Annotated in this window: 23 protein-coding genes; 18 read left to right on the forward strand and 5 right to left on the reverse strand. The window is 39.5% G+C overall.

Annotated features, from left to right (window positions below; all coding sequences use genetic code 11):
* Positions 1-546: 546 nt before the first annotated feature.
* Positions 547-1560 carry a type I glyceraldehyde-3-phosphate dehydrogenase gene (gene gap, locus ACEN4L_RS11065; protein WP_407097356.1) on the forward strand — a complete coding sequence of 338 codons (1014 nt, stop codon included), beginning with the start codon at positions 547-549 and terminating at the stop codon, positions 1558-1560.
* A 128-nt stretch (positions 1561-1688) separates the two neighbouring features.
* Here the strand turns inward: gap and ACEN4L_RS11070 are convergent, their stop codons facing one another.
* On the reverse strand, positions 1689-2231 hold the full coding sequence (locus ACEN4L_RS11070) for a hypothetical protein (protein ID WP_407097357.1): 543 nt from the start codon (positions 2229-2231) through the stop codon (positions 1689-1691).
* A 204-nt stretch (positions 2232-2435) separates the two neighbouring features.
* Here ACEN4L_RS11070 and ACEN4L_RS11075 point away from each other — a divergent pair, with 204 nt between their 5' ends.
* On the forward strand, positions 2436-2858 hold the full coding sequence (locus tag ACEN4L_RS11075) for a DUF1801 domain-containing protein (protein WP_407097358.1): 423 nt from the start codon (positions 2436-2438) through the stop codon (positions 2856-2858).
* An 87-nt stretch (positions 2859-2945) separates the two neighbouring features.
* On the opposite strand, the gene ACEN4L_RS11080 is transcribed toward ACEN4L_RS11075, so the two are convergent.
* A complete protein-coding gene (locus ACEN4L_RS11080) occupies positions 2946-4097 on the reverse strand; it encodes an ArgE/DapE family deacylase (protein ID WP_407097359.1) in 1152 nt (383 codons plus the stop codon).
* Positions 4098-4272: 175 nt separating this feature from the next.
* Between ACEN4L_RS11080 and ACEN4L_RS11085 the strand changes: the two genes are divergently transcribed.
* The 7 genes from ACEN4L_RS11085 (at position 4273) to ACEN4L_RS11115 (ending at position 10150) form a co-directional block, all read left to right on the forward strand.
* The gene (locus ACEN4L_RS11085; RefSeq protein WP_407097360.1) at positions 4273-5388 is read left to right on the forward strand and encodes a YibE/F family protein; all 1116 of its coding nucleotides are present in this window, start codon (positions 4273-4275) and stop codon (positions 5386-5388) included.
* Positions 5385-6167, forward strand: coding sequence for a YibE/F family protein (locus tag ACEN4L_RS11090; protein WP_407097361.1), 783 nt, complete (start codon positions 5385-5387; stop codon positions 6165-6167). The genes ACEN4L_RS11085 and ACEN4L_RS11090 overlap by 4 nt, the downstream gene beginning before the upstream one ends.
* Before the next feature lie 175 nt (positions 6168-6342).
* The gene (locus tag ACEN4L_RS11095) at positions 6343-6708 is read left to right on the forward strand and encodes an ArsR/SmtB family transcription factor (protein WP_407097362.1); all 366 of its coding nucleotides are present in this window, start codon (positions 6343-6345) and stop codon (positions 6706-6708) included.
* A 16-nt stretch (positions 6709-6724) separates the two neighbouring features.
* Entirely contained in the window at positions 6725-7342 is a 618-nt protein-coding gene (locus tag ACEN4L_RS11100) for a CadD family cadmium resistance transporter (RefSeq protein ID WP_407097363.1), read from the forward strand.
* A gap of 182 nt (positions 7343-7524) precedes the next feature.
* On the forward strand, positions 7525-7758 hold the full coding sequence (locus tag ACEN4L_RS11105; protein ID WP_407097364.1) for a heavy-metal-associated domain-containing protein: 234 nt from the start codon (positions 7525-7527) through the stop codon (positions 7756-7758).
* Positions 7759-7790: 32 nt separating this feature from the next.
* Positions 7791-8084 (forward strand): iron-sulfur cluster repair di-iron protein, ric, encoded by a 294-nt coding sequence (locus tag ACEN4L_RS11110; protein ID WP_407097365.1) that lies wholly within the window; start codon positions 7791-7793, stop codon positions 8082-8084.
* Positions 8085-8242: 158 nt separating this feature from the next.
* A complete protein-coding gene (locus ACEN4L_RS11115; protein WP_407097366.1) occupies positions 8243-10150 on the forward strand; it encodes a heavy metal translocating P-type ATPase in 1908 nt (635 codons plus the stop codon).
* Between the two features lie 287 nt (positions 10151-10437).
* Here ACEN4L_RS11115 and ACEN4L_RS11120 read toward each other — a convergent pair whose 3' ends face one another.
* Positions 10438-11307: a MurR/RpiR family transcriptional regulator gene (locus tag ACEN4L_RS11120; protein WP_407097367.1), complete on the reverse strand. Its 870-nt coding sequence runs from the start codon at positions 11305-11307 to the stop codon at positions 10438-10440.
* A 218-nt stretch (positions 11308-11525) separates the two neighbouring features.
* Here ACEN4L_RS11120 and ACEN4L_RS11125 point away from each other — a divergent pair, with 218 nt between their 5' ends.
* The 8 genes from ACEN4L_RS11125 to ACEN4L_RS11160 all read left to right on the forward strand — a co-directional run bounded on the left by ACEN4L_RS11125 (position 11526) and on the right by ACEN4L_RS11160 (position 18033).
* Positions 11526-12266 (forward strand): SDR family oxidoreductase, encoded by a 741-nt coding sequence (locus ACEN4L_RS11125; RefSeq protein WP_407097368.1) that lies wholly within the window; start codon positions 11526-11528, stop codon positions 12264-12266.
* 94 nt (positions 12267-12360) lie between these two features.
* Positions 12361-13059, forward strand: a complete 699-nt coding sequence (locus ACEN4L_RS11130) for a YczE/YyaS/YitT family protein (RefSeq protein WP_407097369.1) — start codon at positions 12361-12363, stop codon at positions 13057-13059.
* Between the two features lie 145 nt (positions 13060-13204).
* Complete coding sequence (locus ACEN4L_RS11135) at positions 13205-14185, forward strand: aldo/keto reductase (RefSeq protein ID WP_407097370.1); 981 nt, start codon at positions 13205-13207, stop codon at positions 14183-14185.
* Between the two features lie 122 nt (positions 14186-14307).
* Positions 14308-14724: a cupin domain-containing protein gene (locus ACEN4L_RS11140; protein WP_407097371.1), complete on the forward strand. Its 417-nt coding sequence runs from the start codon at positions 14308-14310 to the stop codon at positions 14722-14724.
* 333 nt (positions 14725-15057) lie between these two features.
* Positions 15058-15621: a DapH/DapD/GlmU-related protein gene (locus ACEN4L_RS11145; protein ID WP_407097372.1), complete on the forward strand. Its 564-nt coding sequence runs from the start codon at positions 15058-15060 to the stop codon at positions 15619-15621.
* Positions 15622-15648: 27 nt separating this feature from the next.
* Positions 15649-16368 carry a dihydrofolate reductase family protein gene (locus ACEN4L_RS11150; RefSeq protein WP_407097373.1) on the forward strand — a complete coding sequence of 240 codons (720 nt, stop codon included), beginning with the start codon at positions 15649-15651 and terminating at the stop codon, positions 16366-16368.
* 25 nt (positions 16369-16393) lie between these two features.
* Positions 16394-17272, forward strand: a complete 879-nt coding sequence (locus ACEN4L_RS11155; protein WP_407097374.1) for an aldo/keto reductase — start codon at positions 16394-16396, stop codon at positions 17270-17272.
* Between the two features lie 110 nt (positions 17273-17382).
* Entirely contained in the window at positions 17383-18033 is a 651-nt protein-coding gene (locus tag ACEN4L_RS11160; RefSeq protein ID WP_407097375.1) for an SDR family oxidoreductase, read from the forward strand.
* Between the two features lie 122 nt (positions 18034-18155).
* Here the strand turns inward: ACEN4L_RS11160 and msrA are convergent, their stop codons facing one another.
* On the reverse strand, positions 18156-18998 hold the full coding sequence (msrA, locus tag ACEN4L_RS11165; protein WP_407097376.1) for a peptide-methionine (S)-S-oxide reductase MsrA: 843 nt from the start codon (positions 18996-18998) through the stop codon (positions 18156-18158).
* A 238-nt stretch (positions 18999-19236) separates the two neighbouring features.
* Between msrA and nth the strand changes: the two genes are divergently transcribed.
* Positions 19237-19872 carry an endonuclease III gene (gene nth / locus ACEN4L_RS11170; protein WP_407097377.1) on the forward strand — a complete coding sequence of 212 codons (636 nt, stop codon included), beginning with the start codon at positions 19237-19239 and terminating at the stop codon, positions 19870-19872.
* Between the two features lie 67 nt (positions 19873-19939).
* Here nth and ACEN4L_RS11175 read toward each other — a convergent pair whose 3' ends face one another.
* Positions 19940-20941, reverse strand: a complete 1002-nt coding sequence (locus tag ACEN4L_RS11175; protein ID WP_407097378.1) for a nucleoid-associated protein — start codon at positions 20939-20941, stop codon at positions 19940-19942.
* Positions 20942-20943: the final 2 nt, after the last annotated feature.

A 20943-nucleotide genomic window follows, 5' to 3' on the forward strand; every position in this document is an offset into this window, starting at 1 on the left:
TCTTTGCTTATGTTCGAATATGGTTATACCATTCAACGCCTTCCTCTAGAGAAATGCTCTATTCAATGTGATGAGAGGCTTTCTTTTGAGGAGTAAATGAAGGTTATTCTTCAAGTGAGGAGTGAAAAATTCCTGACTTGAAGAATAAAATGGATTTATTTATTAAGTGGCGTTCAATTAAGTTCTCACTTGACTAGTAAACTGTACTTATTCATCAAGTGAACTTGAAATGAAGCCTCACTTGATGAATAAACTAAAACAATAATGCTGCTGGCTGTCTTAGGCTCAGTAATGTCCTGCTCCAAGAAACGATTAACGAAGAAACATCGTTTTTATTTACCAACGTCAAATGTTTTAGAATCATTTTTGTGTCTAAACATAAAGAATCATTTCAGCTGTATTTTTCTATTTCAGAAGTATGGCGTGAAAGCCTTCATAATAAATCCTGTGATCTTTAATAATCTATAACCAATGCGTACAATTGGAAATTAATCTACAGAAGAGTTACCATAAAAGTAGATTCAAATAAAGAAGGAGGAAATATTCATGTCAATAAAAGTAGCGATTAATGGATTTGGACGTATCGGACGTTTGGCGTTGCGCCGGATGTTGGAAATGGACACAGAATTAGAGGTAGTTGCGATCAATGACTTGACGGATAATGACGACTTAGTTTATTTGCTAAAATACGATACTGCTCAAGGACGCTTCCCTTATAATGTAGAAGTAGGGAACGACGCGATTATTGTGGATGGAAAAGAAATCAAAGCATACGAAGAAAAAGATGCGAGCCAATTGCCTTGGGGCGACTTAGGTATCGACATCGTTCTAGAATGTACTGGTTTCTACACTTCAGCGAAAAAATCTCAAGCTCACTTGGATGCAGGAGCCAAACGTGTATTGATCTCTGCGCCAGTTAAAGCTGCCGGAGCAGAAGTAGACAACACGAAAACCATTGTTTACGGAGTTAACCATGATTCGTTGGATGCAGATGATCAAATCGTTTCTGCAGCTTCTTGTACAACGAACTGCTTGGCACCGATGGCAAATGTGTTGAACAAAAAATACGGTATCAATAGTGCATTGATGTCAACGATTCATGCCTATACAGCAACACAAGCGCTTCAAGATTCACCAGGCGGGCGTAAAAATCGTGCCGGAGCGCAAAATGCGATTCCAGCTTCAACAGGTGCTGCTAAAGCGGTAGGAAAAGTTATCCCTGAACTGGAAGGTAAGATCGACGGTACAGCTGTCCGTATCCCAACAGTTACAGGTTCAATGACAGAATTGTATTCCGTATTGAATACAAAAGTAACCGTAGATGAAGTCAATGGGGCAATGAAAGAAGCTGCAACGGATGCATTCTTATACAATGAAGATGACATCGTATCTTCAGACGTTATCGGAGTGCCAGCTGGTTCTATCTTTGACGCAACTCAAACGAAAGTTATGGATGGCGAAAGCGGCCAATTGGTCAAAACAGTTGCTTGGTATGACAACGAGTACGGTTTTGTAGCCAACATGGTCGGAACGTTAGAACACTTTGCAAATATTAAATAAATAGGTTTGATCTAGCGGGGAGCATCAGCTTCCCGCTTTTGTGCGTGTTAAATGATGCAAAAACTCGAGGCTGTTTGATAAGCGTCGAGTTTTTAATATTTTTTAGTAAGTAGTTCAAACTCTTGCTATCAAATTTCTGTAATGGATTTGAATATCTCTGTATAAACTGCTTCTATATTTTCATCTGTTTTTTCGTCATCGTATAAATAAAATTCCCAAGCTGTTGTTGATCTAGTGGCAGTGTCAAAATAGAATCCACTGGCATAACTCGTTCCAGGGGTCCATTCCCATGTTTCCCATGAATCATCGTCAAAATCTAACTCTGCTTCTGTAAATGGAATATGGCTGTTAGCACCTATGAAAAAGAATGGAATAGGAGAATCTGAGTAAATTTTTGCATATTGATGTTCACTGGCTTGCGCTAAGTTTTCAGGCATAATAAAAACCGCATTGTAAGAATCAAAATCATTATTTAGGACATCATCAAAAGAAATTTCCTCAAAACTTACTTGTTTTTCATTGGTTTTTGGAGGTTCTCCTACAACACCGATAGTTAAAGGTTTGCCTTCGTATTTTACAGACCTTAGATGTAGTAAGTAAACTGATAGTAAAACAATTAAAGCTGAAACTAAAAGCAAGAAAATCCATTTAAGACTTATTTTTCTTTTCATCCTACATCTCCTCAAATATAACAGTTACGATACAATTTAATTGAGCTAAGTGTACCATAATAGCTGATTAAATAAATGATGTTTTTAAAAAATATTTCTATTTGTTACTGTAGCTATGGAAGCTCTTTTTCAGAGAATTGTACTTGTACTTTTAAAGTGCCATAATGGAACTAACATCTATTCGAAGAAGAGGAGCGTGACTGTATGGCTGAACCGAAAATGAAAGAAAATGATAATAGCGTGATCGACTTTATCGAAAGTGTAGAGAGTGAAAAGAAAAAAGCTGATGCTCATCAGTTGTTGGACATTTTTGAAGAGGTAACAGGCTTTAAAGCGAAAATGTGGGGTCCGAGTATCATCGGTTTTGGCAGCTATCACTATAAGTATGCTTCAGGACATGAAGGGGACGCACCTTTAGCCGGATTCTCGCCAAGAAAAGCGAAACACACTCTTTATTTGGCGTACGAAAGTGAAGAAAGAGAAAAGCTGCTGGAAAACTTCGGTAAACATACGAAAAGCAAGGCATGTATCTACGTGAATAAGTTGGCGGATATCGACATTGATGTTTTAAAAGAGTTAATTAAACAATCAGTAGAAACTTACCAAAATCTTTATCCGAACGAATAAAAAAGTTTTTACCTAACAGCACAAACCCGACCACAGAATTCTGCGGTCGGGTTTTAGTTATCTCAAATATTTCTATAATAAAATGTTTTATTTGTTAAACGCTAAAATCATCTCTTTATACAAATCAATGAATTTCAAGTAAACATCTTTGTGCACGTACTCATCAATTTTGTGAGCCATTTTAGTTAAGCCGGGTCCAAACATCATGAACGGGAACTCGTCGCCTTTAGAGCGCAGGAAGTTGGATCCGTCAGTTACTCCTGGAGAACCAATCGTTCCAGGTTTTTCACCGAAATACTTCTCGCCTAAATCTTGAGCGATTTCTACCAGTTCAGATTTTCCATCTGTGAACACACTCGGCAGAGCCATTGTGACTTCTACATGAATCTTAGCATCTTTTTGCTTGTTGATTTCTTCAGCAATCTCATTGAATTTGGCAATGACTTCTTCCGTATCGTATTCAGGAATCGTCCGCACGTTGAATTCTGCAGCAGCAACCTCAGGAATCGAGTTGACTTGCTGCCCGCCTTGTACGATCGTGCAGTTCATAATCAATTCGCCCAGCGTTTCATTTGAGCGGCTCGGGTCGCGTACTTCTGCGTTCACTCGAGTAATGAATTCAGCTAGTGGATCGATCGCGTTGTAACCTAAATGCGGCATAGCACTGTGCGCTTCTTGTCCTTTCGAAGTGACTTTGAAGTTCAAGGAACCTTTATGCGAATAAACGATTACATCTTGAGAGGGTTCTGCGACGATCAAAGCATCGACATCGTCCATGTAGCCTTCTTCATATAATTTCTTCGAGCCAACTCCGCCGACTTCTTCACCAGTCGTTGCCATGAAGCGGACAGAACCTTTCGTTAAGGTGTTGCTTTCTTTCAATTCAATCATAGCGATGGCTAAAGCAGCCAGTCCTGATTTCATGTCGTTAGCCCCGCGTCCATAAAGCTTGCCCTCTTTTTCTGTCAGCACAAATGGATCTGTCGACCAGTTGGAGACATCCCCTGGTGAGACGACATCCATATGTCCTGAGATCCCAAATACCGGCGATCCTGACCCAATTTCCGCTACCAAATTGACCCTGGTTTCTGTAACAGGAACGATCGTGGAGTCGATACCGTACTCTGCGAACAATTTCTTTAGGTATTCCGCTACTTCGATCTCGTTTTCGTTGACGCTATTAATAGCTACAAGATCTTCTAAAATAGTTAATTTTTGCTGCTCTGTAAAAACACTCATCCTAATTAGCTACTTCTTGTTTTTATCCTAAAACTTGCCGTACTCTCTACATCAATCTTACATGAAGCAGATGAAACCTTCAAATAAGGGGCTAAAATGCTAAAAAAAAGGTTGTCTCTGAAGAACGAAAAGTGATAGGCTACACTGAGATACTCATTCAATTGGAGGTATTCTGATGAATATCAAATGGAAAAATAAAACGTTAATAACCTATGTATTAATTTTACTCAGTATGGTGTTATCCATCTTATTTGTACAAAACAACTTTTACTTATACGACAAGCCGATAGCAGAAGTGATAGAAACTACGGTGACGGATGAAGAAGAAATGGTAGATTCCCTGAGCAATACAGATCAAGTATTTGATCAAACGGTGATCGGAGAAATCAAAAACGGCGACCATAAAGGGCAACGTATTCTAATGGAAAACCAATACTCCGCATCCGGTGCGGCGGACCACGAATATCAAATGGGAGATAAAATCTTCGTGAGTATTCAAAACGATGAGGGAACGCATTTGACAGGAAATATCGAAGGAGCTAAACGAGATACGTTTATCGTAGTTGCTGCCTGGCTATTTATTGTGACGGTCCTATGGGTCGGGAAAAAGAGTGGTTTGTATTCATTAATCAGTTTAGTCGTCAATGTTTTGGTATTGATGATGGCGATGAATTACTACACTGAGGGAGAAGACGTAAATTTATTCTGGATCTGCAGCGGACTGGTGCTTTTCTTTACAGTCTTTTCATTGTTGTTGGTGAGCGGAAACAACAAAAAGACCCATGCGGCTATTTTAGCCACTGTGGCAGGGACATTCTCGTCGTTGCTGATTGCTTATGCGGTCATTAAATTGACAGCTGGAGAAGGACTGCGGTACGAAGAGATGGCTTTTATCACCAGAAATCCGCAGTCGGTATTTTTAGCCAGCCTTTTAGTCGGTTCTCTAGGAGCCTCAATGGACATTGCTATCACGATCACTTCTTCGCTGTATGAGCTGACGGAGAAAAATCAGGCAATCGCCTTGAAAGACTTGAAAGCATCTGGCAAAGAAATCGGCAAAGATATTATGGGGACGATGGCCAATGTGCTGTTCTTTGCCTATGTGAGCGGCAGTATCCCGATGATCTTGCTGTATTTGAAAAACGGCATGGCAGTGAATTACACGCTATCGATGAATTTGTCATTAGAGTTGACGAGGGCGCTAGTAGGAAGCATCGGGATCGTCTTAACGATTCCCATTAGCATCTATACAGCGATTTACTTCATTCGTAAGGGGAGGGTGGTCAAATGAATGCATTGATTTGGTTGGCGCTGATTTTATTTTTCCTCATGAAAGTGATTGGCGGTGAAAAAGGAACGCGCTCTTTTCTGGCCTTGTTTTTCAACTTCGGGATCATGCTGATCACTATTATCCTTATGACAGACCAAACAATCAATCCGATCCTTTTGACGATTATTGCATGTGTATTGATCAGCTGCATCAATTTGTTTTACATCAATCAATTTAATTTCAAATCTCTTACGGCATTTGTTTCAACGATTCTTACGTTGATTTTGTTGATCTTCGCTGTTTTTATATTGGTAGAGAAGTCTAAAATTCAAGGATTTGGGATAGAAGAAATTGAAGAGTTGCTGTCATTTTCATTTTATGTCGGGATTGATTTTGGCGACATCATCATCTGTACGATCATCATGGGAACGATCGGAGCAATAACAGATACAGCTATCTCGATTTCTTCTGCGATGAGCGAAATCTACCTTCACAATCCGACTTTAGATCGGTACCAGTTATTCAAATCCGGGATGACGGTTGGAAAAGATATCCTGGGGACGACGACAAACACTTTGTTCTTTGCTTTTATCGGCGGTTATCTGGCGCTGATTATTTGGTTCAAAGATTTAGGCTATTCTTTAGCGGAAGTCTTAAATTCGAAAGTATTCGTTTCTGAAGTGATTTCGATTTTTTATACAGGGACGGGTGCTATTTTGATCATCCCAATCACAGCATGGCTTTCAGCATACAGTATGGTCAAATACAAAGACAAGCTCCGCTACAGTAAAGCGGAATAACAATAGAGAAATACTTGATGGACAAAAAAGATCGTACAGATTTTCAGCACGATCTTTTTTTGTTACGTCTTTCAGGACTGATAGAAGAAAACCAGGTACGTTGAGGCGATTGACAAAAGGATAATCCAAAAGATATAATTCATTCAAATAGATATTTGAATGAGAGGTGAGGATAATGGGTATAGAGGTTTGTAAAACGAATATCGTACATAAAGAAAAAGTAGAAAATGTAAAAAGCATATTGGACGAAAAAGACTTTTCAAGTTTACTTGCGTTAGGGAGATGCTTTGGAGATACATCTAGGATCAAAATTTTTTATGCTTTAGAAACGTACAAGGAAATGTGTGTCTGTGATTTGGCAGCTGTATTAAATGCAAGTATAGCTACAACGTCACATCACTTACGATTTTTAAAAAAGCATGGAATGGCAATATCGCGACAAGATGGAAAGATGGTTTATTATTCTATAGCGAATGAAGAAGTACATTCGATCATTCGTGCTTTTTTCAATGTACCAGAAAATAAAATTATGAAATCTTAGTTTGGAGGAAGCAAGTTTGTTACAAAGTGTTTTTACAGCCATAGCTGTTTATATTTCTACTAGTATTGATTATTTATTTATTTTGTTGATTATTTTTTCGCAAAGTCATACCAAAAAGGGAATCCGTCATATTTATTGGGGACAATATCTTGGAACAGGAATCTTGGTAGCAGTGAGTTTGTTTGCTGCATATGTACTGAATTTTATTCCTCAAGATTGGATGATTGGGCTTCTTGGTCTGATTCCAATTTATTTAGGGATTCGAGTTGCCTTAGTGGGTGAAGAGGAAGAAGAAGAGGAGGAAGTAGTTGAAAAGCTAGAGTCTCGAGGAACAAGTCGCTTGTTCTGGACTGTTGCCTTAATAACGATTGCATCGGGCGGCGATAATCTAGGTATTTACATTCCTTACTTTACCGCTCTGTCGGTTCTAGAAATTGGAATAGCTCTAGTTGTATTTGCTATTTCGATTGCGCTTCTTTGTTATATCAGTTATCGATTAGCAAAAATTTTTTTTGTCTCTGAAACGCTTGAAAAATATGAACGGATCATTGTGCCTGTTGTGTTTATTGGATTAGGGATATTCATTATGGTAGAGAATGGAACTATTCAAGCTCTACTAAGTTTTTTAGCTTAATGTTAAAATTTGAAACGGCCTTTCCAGGCATATTCTGGGTGGTCGTTTCTTTTTTAGAGATCAGATTTCAAAACTTGACCAGCGTCAATTTTCCTTCTTCACAAATCGGCTATACTACAGTTGTAAAGAAGAAGAGGGAGTGAAAACCTCTACTACAAAAAACAATAAAGGAGATATACATCATGACAAAAGCCGTCCTTACATTAGAAACGTTGTCTTGTCCAAGCTGTATGCAAAAAATCGAGAACGCTGTAAAAGGATTGAACGGGATCGATAAAGAAAGCGTCAAAGTATTGTTCAACTCCAGCAAAGTGAAAACGGAATTTGATGAACAGACTGTTTCCATCGAACAAATCGAGAAAGCGATCGTAGACTTGGGCTATCCAGTTCTTAAAACAAAAGTGAAATCAGCTTAAAAGAATCCAATCAAGAAAGAAGGAGTATCATCATGACAACATTCAATGAAGCAGCAAACAAAAATTTTGAAAAATTAGACCTGTTCACTGCAGCGATCACTCGTGCACATGGCAAGAACCACCCCGAAGCGTTTGAGGTGCGGGATTTATTCAGTGCAATCAATGAAAAAACACATGCAGCTGGTTCTGCTAAACCAGATTTGGATGCAGAATTTACACAATTGCGTGAGATCACAGATAATTATGCCATTCCCGGCGATGTCTGTGAAACGTATGCAGCAGTGTATAACATGCTTTTGGAAACAGACCAAGCTTATCAAGCGTGATTCATCATATAAACTCCAGAAAGAAAATAGAGACTTTTCTTTCTGGAGTTTTTTTGTTCAAATAGAAAACTAATGTCTCAAACTTGATGGCAGTCAATTATTATATTGAGAAATCATCTTATACTATACTCAACAATAAAAAACAGGAGGAAAAAATCATGCAGCAGCATCTATTAAGTAAGAAAAACCATCTTACATTGATCAGCGGAGTGTTGATCGTATTTGGATTCTTCAGCCATTTTGTTTTAGAAAATGTGGGGCTTTCTGAAGGAGCTTTGATCATCGCTTCTATTTTGGGAGTTGCTCCTATTGCCGTTCAAGCGTACCAAGCCCTAAAAGTAAAAGTCGTCAGCATCGATGTCTTGGTCACCATCGCTGTTATTGGAGCATTTTGGATCCAAAACTATGAAGAATCCGCTATCGTGACGTTTTTATTTTTATTCGGACATTTTTTGGAACAACGCACATTGAACCAAACACGTTCGGCGATCAAAGAACTGACTGAAATGGCACCAGAAAGTGCTTTGCGCCAAATGGAAGATGGAGGATTTGAAGAAGTAGATGTGGACGATGTAGATGAAGGCGACGTCTTGCTCGTCAAGACCGGTGCAAAAATTCCGGTAGACGGTACAGTCTTGTCGGGAGCAGGGCATATTAATGAAGCCAGTATCACAGGCGAACCTGTACCGGTAAACAAAACTACGGACGCTGAAGTGTATGCCGGAACGATTTTAGAAAATGGGACCATTCAAATCCGAGCTGACCGAGTGGGAGAAGATACGACGTTTGGGAAAATCATTGAACTCGTGGAAGAAGCGCAAGATTCCAAGTCGGAAGCAGAACGGTTCATTGACCGCTTTTCCAAATACTACACGCCGGCTGTTTTGGTCCTCTCATTTGTAGTGTGGCTGTTCAGCCGAAACATCGAACTGGCTATCACTATTTTGGTTCTGGGCTGTCCAGGTGCTTTGGTTATCGGAGTACCTGTCTCAAATGTTGCTGGAATTGGAAATGGAGCTCGCAATGGTGTTCTTCTTAAAGGTAGTGAAGTGATCCATGACTTCAGCCGAGTGGATACGATCGTATTTGATAAAACAGGTACGCTGACAAGAGGGAACCCAACTGTAGCGGAGATAGAGATTTATGGTGACAATTCGAATGAAGCACTTGAGTATTTGGCCAGCGTAGAACGCGAATCCGATCATCCGCTCGCAAAAGCCGTCTTGCAAGAAATAGGAGAAACGACGTTTTCGACAGTAGAAGGGACAGAAGTTGTCAAAGGCGGCGGTATCGTAGCCAATGTGGATGGCCAGCGGGTAGCTGTGGGTAATGTAGCATTAATGGAAAAAGAAAACGTGATGCTCAATAATAAAGCGCAAGCAGATGTAAGGCGATTTGAACAAAACGGGAATTCGCTTGTTCTGACAGCGGTCGATGGCGAATTGAAGATCCTGATGGGCATTCGCGACCAGATCCGTGTGGGAGTCAAAAAAGAGTTGCAAGCATTGAAAAAGTTAGGTGTGAAAAACTTAGTTGTTCTTTCGGGGGACAACCAAGGGACGGTGGATGTGGTGGCGCGTGAATTGGGATTAACAGAGGCGCATGGTCATATGCTGCCCGAAGACAAATCAGCGCATATCGCACACTTACAACAACAGGGGCAAATCGTCGCTTTTGTTGGAGACGGTGTTAACGACAGTCCTTCATTAGCTTTGGCGAATATCGGAATTGCAATGGGGAGCGGGACAGATGTGGCGATTGAAACGTCGGATGTTGTCTTGATGAACTCTGATTTCAGCCGCTTGCCTCATGCCTTAGGATTGACAAAAGCCACTGCACGGAATATGAAACAAAATATCCTTATCGCAGTTGGTGTGGTCTTAGTCTTACTGGCCAGTGTTTTCTTCAGCGAATGGATGAATATGTCTATCGGAATGTTGGTGCATGAAGGCAGTATCTTAGTCGTTATTTTTAACGGAATGAGGTTGTTGAGTTACAAATTGAACGGCAAACAAAATCGCGAGAAAGCAACAACTACATCAACATCAAATATATCTGTGACCTAGAAGGTCTATCTAAAAAGAAAGCATCCTGCAATTTGGTTACGCTGCTTCTAAACGATCGAAAGTCAATTTGCGTGCCCTTTAGTCAAAATTCAAGCCAAAAAAGGAACGCAAATCCGATTTGCGTTCCTTTTTTGAGATCATCTGCCTTTAAAGGGAACGTAACTTAGTTTTGCGTTCCCTTTATCCAAATAATCAATGCAATAGGTAACGCAAAAAAGTGAGAACAGCTTCCAAATTAGCAGAATACTTTTTTTTTTGCTGACTTGCTCCTATTGCTGGTTAAAGATTTACTCTTCATCAATGACTTTATTGAAACTCTGACGTTGATCATAGTATTTTGAGATGTTGATTTTATGGTCTAAGTTATTGCGGTAATCCTTGGAGAATACACAGCCATAAAGAGTATCCAAAAGGAAAGAGATCGAACTGTTCGAACTAAAACTTCCTATTTTGGAATACAGCTTTTCACGCGTGGTCATACGAAGGACGCAATCAGCCTGCTTCGTTAATGTATTATCACCAATGCTGGTCAACACAATGATCGGCGTTTTTCTGCTTTCTAAAATCGGCAGCAAATGGACGATCTCTTTAGTTTCTCCCGTGTAAGAGATGAGGATGATACAAGTATTTGGATCACAATTGACTGCCTCATACCCTTGATCTACAGTACAAAGATGGACTGTTTTTCCGATACGGGTCATCTGTGATTTGAAGTCATGACAAAGAAATAAGTTATTGTTTATCGCAAATATTTTGATCTCTTTTGCTTGATTCAAAAATTCTGCGGCTCTTTGCAACTCATCTTTATTGAGCAAAGACAAAGTGTCGCTGATGGTCGTTTGTTTTAGTGCGGCTATTTTATTTGCGATGGTAAGAACCGAATCATCCTCTTCAAAAGGATAATTAGCCTCTATATCTTTAAAGGGACTATTCAAATAGCTGACTTCTTCACTAAAGACGTTTCTCAGCTCCACCCATCCTTGATACCCCAGTTTTTTGGCAACACGTATCAATGTTGAAGGATTGGTATAGGTTTCTGCAGCTATTTGCTTTGTAGTTTTATCTCGAATATCTCCCCGTTGATCAAACATATAGTCAATAATGGCTTCTTCTGAAGGAGAGAAAATCTTTTCTTTCATTCTTTCTGTTAACAGCATTTTTATCACCCTTTTTTAGTATAGCTCACGTAAATAGCGTTTACAAAAAAAGTTTGATTTTGTAAATAAATTGTAAACGACATTTGATGTTTACTTGATTGTCTTGTTAATAAGGGAACCTCCTATATAATGACAGTAAAGAGCTGTGAAATTGAAGTGCCATATGAATTAGAATGAAGGCGCTTTTTTAAGTGAAAAAAGAAAGGAAGTCATAAATAATGTTTGCTATTCAAGACAAAGTCGTCATTATTATGGGAGCCTCAAGCGGTATTGGAGAAGCTACAGCACAAAAGCTTGCAGAAATGGGAGCTAAGCTAGTTGTTGCAGCTCGTAGAGAAGACCGTTTGAAAACGCTAGTTGAATCCTTACCGAACGCAGATATTTCTTATGCGGTCGCAGATGTCATTGATAAAGACCAAGCTCAGGCAGTAGTAGATTTAGCGCTTGAAAAATACGGACGAGTAGATGTCCTTTTCAACAATGCAGGAGTCATGCCTCAAGCTCCGTTAGCAGAAAAACGATACGAAGAATGGCAGCAAACAATCGATATCAATGTGATGGGAGTATTGAACGGGATAGCTGCTGTCCTTCCAATCATGAAGCAACAGCAATCTGGTCACATCATCACCACTTCTTCTGAAGCTGGACATATGGTATTCCCCGGCGGAGCAGTTTACTGCGGGACAAAAACGGCGGTCATTGCTATTATGGAAGGCTTGCGCCAAGAAGAGCGAGAAAACAATATTCGTAGTACGGTCATTTCTCCAGGGACTGTGGATACGGAACTCCATAATACAATTAATGATCCGGAACGCCGCAAATGGACAGAGGATCTTCAACACAAAATCGGGTTGAAATCCAGCGATGTTGCGGACGCAGTGATTTATGCCATCGGAACACCGGAAACGGTGACAGTTAGTGAAATCGTTCTTCTCCCTACTAAAAAAGGATTTGAATAGACTACTCTGATAAAGAGGGCTTTTATTGATTGTAATGTAGAATTCGACTGCTTTTATTTTGACTCTGGTTATTCAGATAGAATGGAGGATGTGCATGAAACAACTAAAAAGGGTGACTCTTTTAACCGTCTTAATGGTTATGGTTGGTATGGGAGTGTCTATTTCCCTAAAAGCAGCCATCGGCGTTGGAGCTTGGGATGCTATGGCTCAGTCAGTATCTTATCTGTCTGGCATAAAAATCGGGACCATTGGAATGGTGTTCAATAGTCTCTGCGTTTTAGGGCAGATCCTCATCTTAAAAAAGAATTTCAAATGGATTCAGTTGTTGCAGTTGCCTTTGAACGTTTTTTTAGGGACCCTTATCAATTTCTTCTTGTATGATGTGTTGGGGCCGATTACGATCGACAGCTACATGGTCAACCTTTTCTTACTGTTAGGGGCACTTGTCCTCATGGCGCTGCTTGTGAGCGCAGTGATGGTGCTCAATGTGGTGACATTTGCTTTAGAAGGTTTCTGTATGGCTATCTCGCAAGCTACCAGATTTGATTTTCCAAAAATCAGACAAGGAATGGATTTCATCAGTGTCACGGTCGTACTGATTCTTACTTTTGGTTTCTCACTTCCTCTAACTTTAAGAGAAGGTACGATCATAGGTATGCTGCTATTTGCACCCTTGATGGGATTCTTCATGGCCAAATTGCGGCCTCTTTTTAAACGACTGAATCTTTTAGAAGAAGAGTCAGTTGGAAAAGTTGAGATAAAATCTGTAGAACAATATAAAGCGATGGATTAAATTATTTGGAGGCTATATTCCCTCTAATAGAATAGAAAGAAAAAGAACTCTTTGAATTTAGAGTTCTTTTTCCTTGACTTGGAGTGAACTCCAAGAGCTAAAGTAAGACTTGAAACGATCAAAATTCAGTTTAGGAGGAATTAGAGTGGAATATGTGAAATTTGGGAATACAGGTATGGATGTTTCGCCAATTTGTTTAGGTGCCATGGGTTTTGGGGATCCGAATAGTGGTTTTCATGAATGGGTCTTGAAAGAAGACGAAAGTAAACCAGTCATTAAAAAGGCTTTGGATCTAGGGATCAACTTTTTTGATACAGCCAATATTTATTCTTATGGTGCAAGCGAGAAAATTCTTGGAAAAGCTCTTAATGAGTATGCCAATCGTGATGAAATTGTCGTCGCTACAAAAGCTTATATGAAAATGAAACAAGCTCCTAACAGCGGCGGGCTGTCCAGAAAAGCTCTTTTTCATCAAATCGATCAAAGTTTAGAGCGTCTTGATATGGATTATGTAGATTTATATATTACTCATCGTTGGGATTACAATACGCCAATTGAAGAAACAATGGAAGCGCTGCATGATATAGTGAAGTCAGGGAAAGCAAGATACATTGGTGCTTCAGCTATGTATGCTTGGCAATTTGCTAAAGCTCAAGCAGTGGCAGAAAAAAATGGCTGGACCAAGTTTGTTTCTATGCAAAATCATTTGAACCTGTTGTATCGTGAGGAAGAAAGAGAGATGCTTCCTTTATGCGAGGACCAAAAAATCGCAGTTACTCCATACAGTCCATTGGCTGCTGGCAGGCTGACAAGAGATTGGAGCGCAGAGACAAAACGATTTATCACCGATACGACAGCGAAGTCCAAATATGACCAAACAGAAGAACAAGATAAAATGATCGTAGAACGTGTGGCCGAAGTAGCAGAAACTCATGGAGCGAAGAGAGCACAGATTGCATTAGCATGGCTGCTTCAAAAAGACCAAGTTGTTGCACCGATCATTGGCGCAACAAAAGAAAGCCACTTACTTGATGCCATACCAGCGACTGACATTGTTTTGACACAAGAGCAAATCGCTTATTTAGAAGAACCTTATTTGCCGCATAAAGTTACGGGTGCTATTTAAGAATAAAAAAGGAGCTTATCGTTTCTCAGTGTTGAGTAATCGGTGAGCTCTATAAGTTTATAAGGCAGACATAGGTATTGAAAATTAGTGGGTCGAATACAAATAAGATAGGGGAATGTAAAATGGCAAAACATGAAGAAGTAAAAAATGGAGTTGTTTTTCCAATCGGAGAAAAAAACGAGGCATTTGCACAATACTTTATAGGACAAAGCTACTTGAATAATTTGATTTCTGATCCAGAAGTTAACGTCGGCGTTGGGAGTGTAACGTTTGAGCCTGGATGTCGTAACAATTGGCATATTCATCATGATGGTTTCCAGTTGCTGCTGATCACTGGCGGCGAAGGTTGGTACCAAGAAGAAGGAAAACCAGCACAATACTTAAAAGTCGGTGATGTGATTGTTACTCATGATGGTGTAAAACATTGGCACGGTGCGTCAAAAGATAGCTGGTTTGAACATATTGCCATAACAGCTGGTACGCCAGAATGGTTAGAACCTGTTTCGGATGAAATTTATTCAAAATTAGAAGTGAAATAAGGGGACTACTTTTTGACAACCTTGTTATTATCCCAGCGTTGTTCCAGTTTAATAAACGGAAGTCTATTACTTTACTTGTGGGTCATAAAATCATTACGGTAAGTCAGGTTTATCTCCTATACCTGACTTGTGAGCACAAGAATGTTCTCCATAAGGTAGATAAAGATTATTTATCTTGTCATTCTGTCAAAAAAATTCAATCTACGGGAAACCCCCAAAAAACTTCTTTAGTTATAGTTAAAAAGAATAGCTAAGTATGAAGTATAGGTATTAGCCAAGTTAGGTTTAGCCTAGTATGATGGAAATAACAAGAAATAATTGGATAGGTGGCTAATGATGATGAAAGATTTATTAAATCGAATCATTAAAAAAGAAATTGTAAAAGATTCCCCGCTTTTTGAAGAAATACATGAGCAAAAGGCAGGTAATGAAAGATTAGTGATGGAATTGAATACAGGTTACCATGCTCCAGAAGACGTGATCGCATCGCTTGAAGAAATCACAGGTGAATCGATCGATTCTTCGGTTACGGTTTCTCTGCCTTTTTACACAGATTTCGGGAAACATATTTCATTTGGGAAAGATATTTTTCTCAATCAAAATGTTACTTTCGTTGACTTAGGCGGTATTTACCTTGAAGATCATGTATTGATCGGTCCTGGCGCTCGTTTGCTAACAGTGAACCATCTAGTTGACCCAGTAAAAAGAAGAGGGATAATAGTAGATTCGATTCGCATCAAAGAGAATGCTTGGATCGGTGCAAATGCAACGATTTTGGCTGGTGTAACTGTCGGTAAAAATGCTATCGTTGCAGCAGATGCTACCGTTACGAAAGATGTACCAGATAATGTGATCGTTGCAGGCACACCTGCGAGAATCATTAAAGAAATTGATTAAAACGATAAATAAGAGGAGAATGAAAAGATGAATAAACCTTATGTGATTATCCATACCCACACCTCTATCGATGGCAATCTAGACATTATGGACTTGCCCGAATTTAAAGAAGCTAGCCGTCAATATCAGGAAATTTCTATCACTCCTGAAAAACAGCGATTCGGCATCCAAGGCTATTTGAACGGTAAAACAACAACGGAAGACAATATGACGCATTATAAAACACCAAAGTTGAATGAGAATGCAGCACCTGTTCCTGAAGGGGATTATGTAGCAGATCCAGATGCGCCGATGTATTATTTGTCCATTGATGCACGAGGAGAACTGGCTTTTGAAGAAAATTTTTCCGCTTATGGCGGTATCGATTCTCCTGTTGTAGAAGTCTTAACAGAAAAAGCATCAAACGCATATAAAGATTTCCTTAGAAAGAAAAGAATATCGTATATCATTGCCGGAAAAGACCAGATCGACTATGAAGTCATGCTGGACAAGTTTTACAATTTATTCGGTATCGAACGAATGATGGTCGGTGGGGGCGGAACACTCAATTGGTCATTTGTACAGAATGGCCTAGTCGATGAAGTCAGCGTCATCTTGTCACCTATCGCAAATGGAGATCCGAGCGGACATCGGTTCTTCGTCGCTAAAGAACCTTATACCGAAATCAAAGAGACAGCCTTCCAATTGGAATCTGTTGAAACATTGGAACACGGAACAGTATGGATCCGCTATTCTGTCAAAAAATAAGTAAGTATAGAAAGAAGGCAAACAAATGGTATTAAATGAAATGTATACATTATCAAATGGAGTTGAGATTCCTAAATTGGGTTTAGGAACTTGGATGATTGATGATGAAAGAGTGGTTCAAGTTGTCAAAGATGCCCTTGATCTGGGTTATCGTCATATCGATACGGCTGAATCTTATCGAAATGAAAAAGGTGTAGGTCGAGGCATCAAAGAGTCTGGTGTCGACCGTAAAAAGATCTTTGTCACCACAAAACTCGAAGGCGATATCAAAAACTACGGTGAAGCTGTCAAAGCCATCGATGAATCTCTGGAACGCTTGAATATGGATTATATTGATTTAATGATTATCCATAGTCCGCAACCTTGGGCTAACTTCCGTGACGGAAACCATTACTTCGAAGGCAATCTAGAAGCATGGCGTGCTTTGGAAGAAGCTTATGAAGCTGGAAAATTGCGGGCAATAGGTGTTTCCAACTTTGAACAAGTTGATTTGGAAAACCTGATCCATAACGGCAAAGTCAAACCAATGGTAAATCAAATCCTTGCTCATATCACAAATGTTCCTAGCGATGTGATCGAGTACAGTCAAAGCCAAAATATTGTTGTTGAAGCTTACTCGCCAATTGCTCATGGTGCGATCCTTGACCATCCTGTTGTTAAAAAGATGGCTGAAAAATATGAGGTCTCACCTGCTCAATTAAGCATCCGCTATGTTATTCAATTAGATACTGTTGCTTTGCCTAAATCTATCAGCAAAGACCATATGCATATGAAAGATAATGCGGCGGTCGATTTTACGATTTCTGAGGAAGACATGAAAACGTTGAATGAATTGCCTCTTATCGAAACTTATGGCGACGATCAAATCATGCCGGTCTTTAGTTCGCAATACAAAAACAAGTAATCATAATAGTTTCTACGTAGGAAAAAACCATGCGTTTCCAATTAATGGAAAATTTAGCTGACACATGCTATGCTGAAATTAGTTCATTAAATAGTGAGAGGAGATTTCAAATGAAAGTATTCGTTATAGGTGCCAATGGAAAAGTAGCTCATCACTTTGCCGATTTTGCAAAAGAGGATAGCTCTATTGAAGAAATCGCCATGATACGTAAGGCTGAACAAGCTGGATTTTTCGAAGAACGAGGTATCCAAACCGTTCTCTTAGATTTGGTCAAAAACTCAATAGATGAGTTAGCTGAAGCGATGAAAGATGTCGATGCGGTTGTTTTCAGTGCAGGTGCAGGAGGAAGCGGTCTCGACAAAACCGTGTTGATCGACTTAGACGGAGCTGTTAAAGCCATGACCGCTGCAGAACAAGCAGGCGTCAAGCGTTTTGTTATGGTCAGCACTTTCCGTACAGGTCGTGAGGAAATGGCAAAAGAAAATGATCTGCAAATCTATACGATCGCCAAAAACTATGCTGATGAATGGTTAAAAAACCGTACTCAACTAGACTGGACGATCGTTCATCCAGGTATGCTAGTGGATACGGCTGGTACCGATCAAATCAAAGTGGGCATGGGGCAAGACATCAACGAGATTCCTCGTCAAGATGTAGCTCGAACATTGATTTCTGTACTCCGCAATGACAACACAATCAACAAAGAATTTGAAGTCTTGGCTGGTAATACAGCTGTTGAAGAAGCGGTCAGTAAGTTGTAGTCATTTTAAAAATAAAGTACCCCAAAGAGTAGTCAGTTTCAGTCTACTTCTTGGGGTATCTTTATGTTGAAAACATAGTGAAGAAACAGACGGAAATTGCATCCTCTAAAATATCCTTCAACTTATTCAGTTTCTCTTTTGGATTTTCTGTTTTTAGTCCGAAGTCTACCTTGTAAACGTTGAAATGCCAAAAATTGTCGGCGAGACCGCTCGATTCTTTTATACCGTTTAGGATTCTTTTTATAAAATTGCTGATGGTAGTTTTCTGCCGGCCAAAAGACAGTGGCAGATTCAATTGATGTAACAATCGGCTTATTGTATTTGCCAGAATCGGCTAATCGCTGCTTGGAGGCTTCAGCGATCTGGCGTTGTTGTTCGTTTTTTACAAAAATGACTGGCCGATATTGACTGCCTCGGTCTTGAAATTGACCGGATGCATCTGTTGGATCTGTCAATTGCCAATAAAGTTGCACTAGATCAGCGTATTGTATGATCCTCGTATCAAAAATAATCTCCACTGCCTCTACGTGACCTGTATATTGACCGCTCACTTGGTCATAAGTAGGGTGGTCTATATGTCCGCCCGTATATCCAGATAAAACGGAAATAATACCATTACGGTTTTCAAAAGGTTCTACCATGCACCAAAAACAGCCGCCTGCAAATAAGGCAGAATCTTGGTAAACTGGGTCATCAATGGAGTGTTTTGCAAGGTCAAATGGAGTGTCAGCAGTACCAGTATTCGTAATTTTATTATAAAAATCTGTCACATCAGGAGTCAGATTATTTCTCAAAGCCAGTGGACGCAGATCGGCTTCAAGCTTTGAAAGCTGGATATCAAAATGCGCACCATCTTCTAAGGCGTTTTTAGCTGACAAGAGTAACGATCGCTCCCATTCCCTAGTAGCAGGATCGAGGATCAGGTTATACAAATCATTGAGCATTTCTTCGCGATTCTGTCTCATCTCAAGGCCCCTCCTTAGGTGTATTTTTGAGAAGCTGGTTTTTTCTATTATACCGTAGCTGGCGGTGTTAAAGAACCATTGAATCTTAGAAAGTGTGGAATTTGATAACCTTGATTTCAAAGCAAAACTATCCTTATGTTTCTGGCTTCATAGAAAAGAGGGACACTAATAAACTTGATTTTAGTGTTGTTGAAAATATGGTATATTTAAAAAAAAAGAATCAGAGAAAGGAACGCCTATGCTGACAAAAGAAGCTGCTCAACACGTTATCTATGAAATAATGAAACTCTATCCCGATGCTATCCCAACAATGCGTTATCAAAATCCCTTTCAATTGTTGATGGTCGTCATATTAAGTGCTCAGGCAACAGATGAATCAGTCGCTAAAGTAAAAGACCAGTTATTCGAGCGTTATCCAAATCCTCAAGCGGTTATCGAGTCTTCGCCTGAAGAAATTGAATCGTACATAAGAACAGTCGGGCTCTACCGGAATAAAGCAAAGTATATTTATAAAAGCAGCTGCCAATTACTTGAAAAATTTGATGGAGTAGTTCCAAACACTCGTGAAGAACTGCAAACACTAACGGGGATCGGACCTAAATCAGCCAATATTTTATTGAACGTTGCCTTTAACCAAGATGCTTTTGCAGTCGATACACATGTCGCGAGAGTCTGTAAACATCACGAAATAGTAGAAGAAAACGCGACACCCAAACAAATCGAAGAACGCGTGACAGAAATTATCCCAGCAAAATACTGGGGAAGAGCCCACCAATCCATGATCTCATTCGGAAGAGAAATATGTACACCTAGAAATATGAAGTGCCATGAGTATCCACAGTTATATGAAAACTTAGAAGAAATCGATAAATAATCGTTGCCGAAATAAAGAAATCTTCCTTTGTACTAAGCAGTGAAAAGCTCATACAAAGGAAGATTTCTTAGAATAGATTTTTGATTTTTTCAATATTCTTAATCATCACGGATGTGGTGCCGTCTGGATTATTGATAAATTCGACGACTTCAGGATCTTTATACAAGTCTATCGGGATACTGATTTCAATCCCATTATCTAACCGGAATTTTTGTTTGGAATACTTAGGACCAGCTACAGCAACTTCAGCTGGAGCACGGTCAACGTATCCCATTTCCGTTACTTCTTCAAAGAATTTTTCTTTTTTAGCGTGATTATCTCCGTAAAGGGCCTCGGCAATCACTTGGTTATCAATGACGTTTTCTTCGGTCATACTATAGACAAGCGCATCTTTCGTTTCGGCGAGTACTTGGAACTCTTCCTCATTAAAAGCTTTGCTGGTTTTTTGAACGGCTTTTTTGATGATCGAGATATTTTCTTTCAGGCTCGGTTGAGGTTTATCTTCTAAAAACATCTCGGTGAAGTAAAAGACTTTTTCCCCTAATTCATCGATCAAATGTTTTTTCTCAATCACATGGTATTCCATGTTGTTCAAATTTAAGACCAAACCTTCTTGGATAGCTTGGCGAGCACTCGGCAAGATTGAGCGGTTGATCATCAACTGGTTGGTGAGTTGTTCTGTTTCATAAGACACATAGTGAGTTACACTGTCCGAATAATTTAATTTGAAAAGCCCTAAACAAGGTACTTCATCCAAAGTGAAATAAACGCACAATAAATCAGCTGGCGGTATCTCTGGATTAAGTTTTGTGATGGAAAAGAACTTTTCCGCTAATGCTTTTGTAGTCTCCACAAAGTTATCTTGAAGAGTAGAAAAAGCGGGGATCAAAGGGTTGTTTTCTGTTAAAACCCCTTTTTTCATGTTGTCTGAATCTTCTACCTTTTCAATCATGGCATGGATGTAGTCCATGGTGAATTTTTCCGAAATATCCAAGCCAGCAAATGAAAAGATAGGCTCGTTGCTGTTCACATCAAAAATATGTAAAATAGCTTCTTTTATATAAATCATGT

It is taken from the genome of Desemzia sp. FAM 23988, from assembly GCF_045528365.1.
Classification (GTDB): Bacteria; Bacillota; Bacilli; order Lactobacillales; family Carnobacteriaceae; genus Desemzia.

Bases quoted from the DNA above. Each gene is read 5' to 3' on its own strand.
- gap (WP_407097356.1), top strand. From the start codon at position 547: ATGTCAATAAAAGTAGCGATTAATGGATTTGGACGTATCGGACGTTTG.
- ACEN4L_RS11070 (WP_407097357.1), bottom strand. From the start codon at position 2,231: ATGAAAAGAAAAATAAGTCTTAAATGGATTTTCTTGCTTTTAGTTTCA.
- ACEN4L_RS11075 (WP_407097358.1), top strand. From the start codon at position 2,436: ATGGCTGAACCGAAAATGAAAGAAAATGATAATAGCGTGATCGACTTT.
- ACEN4L_RS11080 (WP_407097359.1), bottom strand. From the start codon at position 4,097: ATGAGTGTTTTTACAGAGCAGCAAAAATTAACTATTTTAGAAGATCTT.
- ACEN4L_RS11085 (WP_407097360.1), top strand. From the start codon at position 4,273: ATGAATATCAAATGGAAAAATAAAACGTTAATAACCTATGTATTAATT.
- ACEN4L_RS11090 (WP_407097361.1), top strand. From the start codon at position 5,385: ATGAATGCATTGATTTGGTTGGCGCTGATTTTATTTTTCCTCATGAAA.
- ACEN4L_RS11095 (WP_407097362.1), top strand. From the start codon at position 6,343: ATGGGTATAGAGGTTTGTAAAACGAATATCGTACATAAAGAAAAAGTA.
- ACEN4L_RS11105 (WP_407097364.1), top strand. From the start codon at position 7,525: ATGACAAAAGCCGTCCTTACATTAGAAACGTTGTCTTGTCCAAGCTGT.
- ACEN4L_RS11110 (WP_407097365.1), top strand. From the start codon at position 7,791: ATGACAACATTCAATGAAGCAGCAAACAAAAATTTTGAAAAATTAGAC.
- ACEN4L_RS11115 (WP_407097366.1), top strand. From the start codon at position 8,243: ATGCAGCAGCATCTATTAAGTAAGAAAAACCATCTTACATTGATCAGC.
- ACEN4L_RS11120 (WP_407097367.1), bottom strand. From the start codon at position 11,307: ATGCTGTTAACAGAAAGAATGAAAGAAAAGATTTTCTCTCCTTCAGAA.
- ACEN4L_RS11125 (WP_407097368.1), top strand. From the start codon at position 11,526: ATGTTTGCTATTCAAGACAAAGTCGTCATTATTATGGGAGCCTCAAGC.
- ACEN4L_RS11130 (WP_407097369.1), top strand. From the start codon at position 12,361: ATGAAACAACTAAAAAGGGTGACTCTTTTAACCGTCTTAATGGTTATG.
- ACEN4L_RS11140 (WP_407097371.1), top strand. From the start codon at position 14,308: ATGGCAAAACATGAAGAAGTAAAAAATGGAGTTGTTTTTCCAATCGGA.
- ACEN4L_RS11145 (WP_407097372.1), top strand. From the start codon at position 15,058: ATGATGATGAAAGATTTATTAAATCGAATCATTAAAAAAGAAATTGTA.
- ACEN4L_RS11150 (WP_407097373.1), top strand. From the start codon at position 15,649: ATGAATAAACCTTATGTGATTATCCATACCCACACCTCTATCGATGGC.
- ACEN4L_RS11155 (WP_407097374.1), top strand. From the start codon at position 16,394: ATGGTATTAAATGAAATGTATACATTATCAAATGGAGTTGAGATTCCT.
- ACEN4L_RS11160 (WP_407097375.1), top strand. From the start codon at position 17,383: ATGAAAGTATTCGTTATAGGTGCCAATGGAAAAGTAGCTCATCACTTT.
- msrA (WP_407097376.1), bottom strand. From the start codon at position 18,998: ATGAGACAGAATCGCGAAGAAATGCTCAATGATTTGTATAACCTGATC.
- nth (WP_407097377.1), top strand. From the start codon at position 19,237: ATGCTGACAAAAGAAGCTGCTCAACACGTTATCTATGAAATAATGAAA.
- ACEN4L_RS11175 (WP_407097378.1), bottom strand. From the start codon at position 20,941: ATGATTTATATAAAAGAAGCTATTTTACATATTTTTGATGTGAACAGC.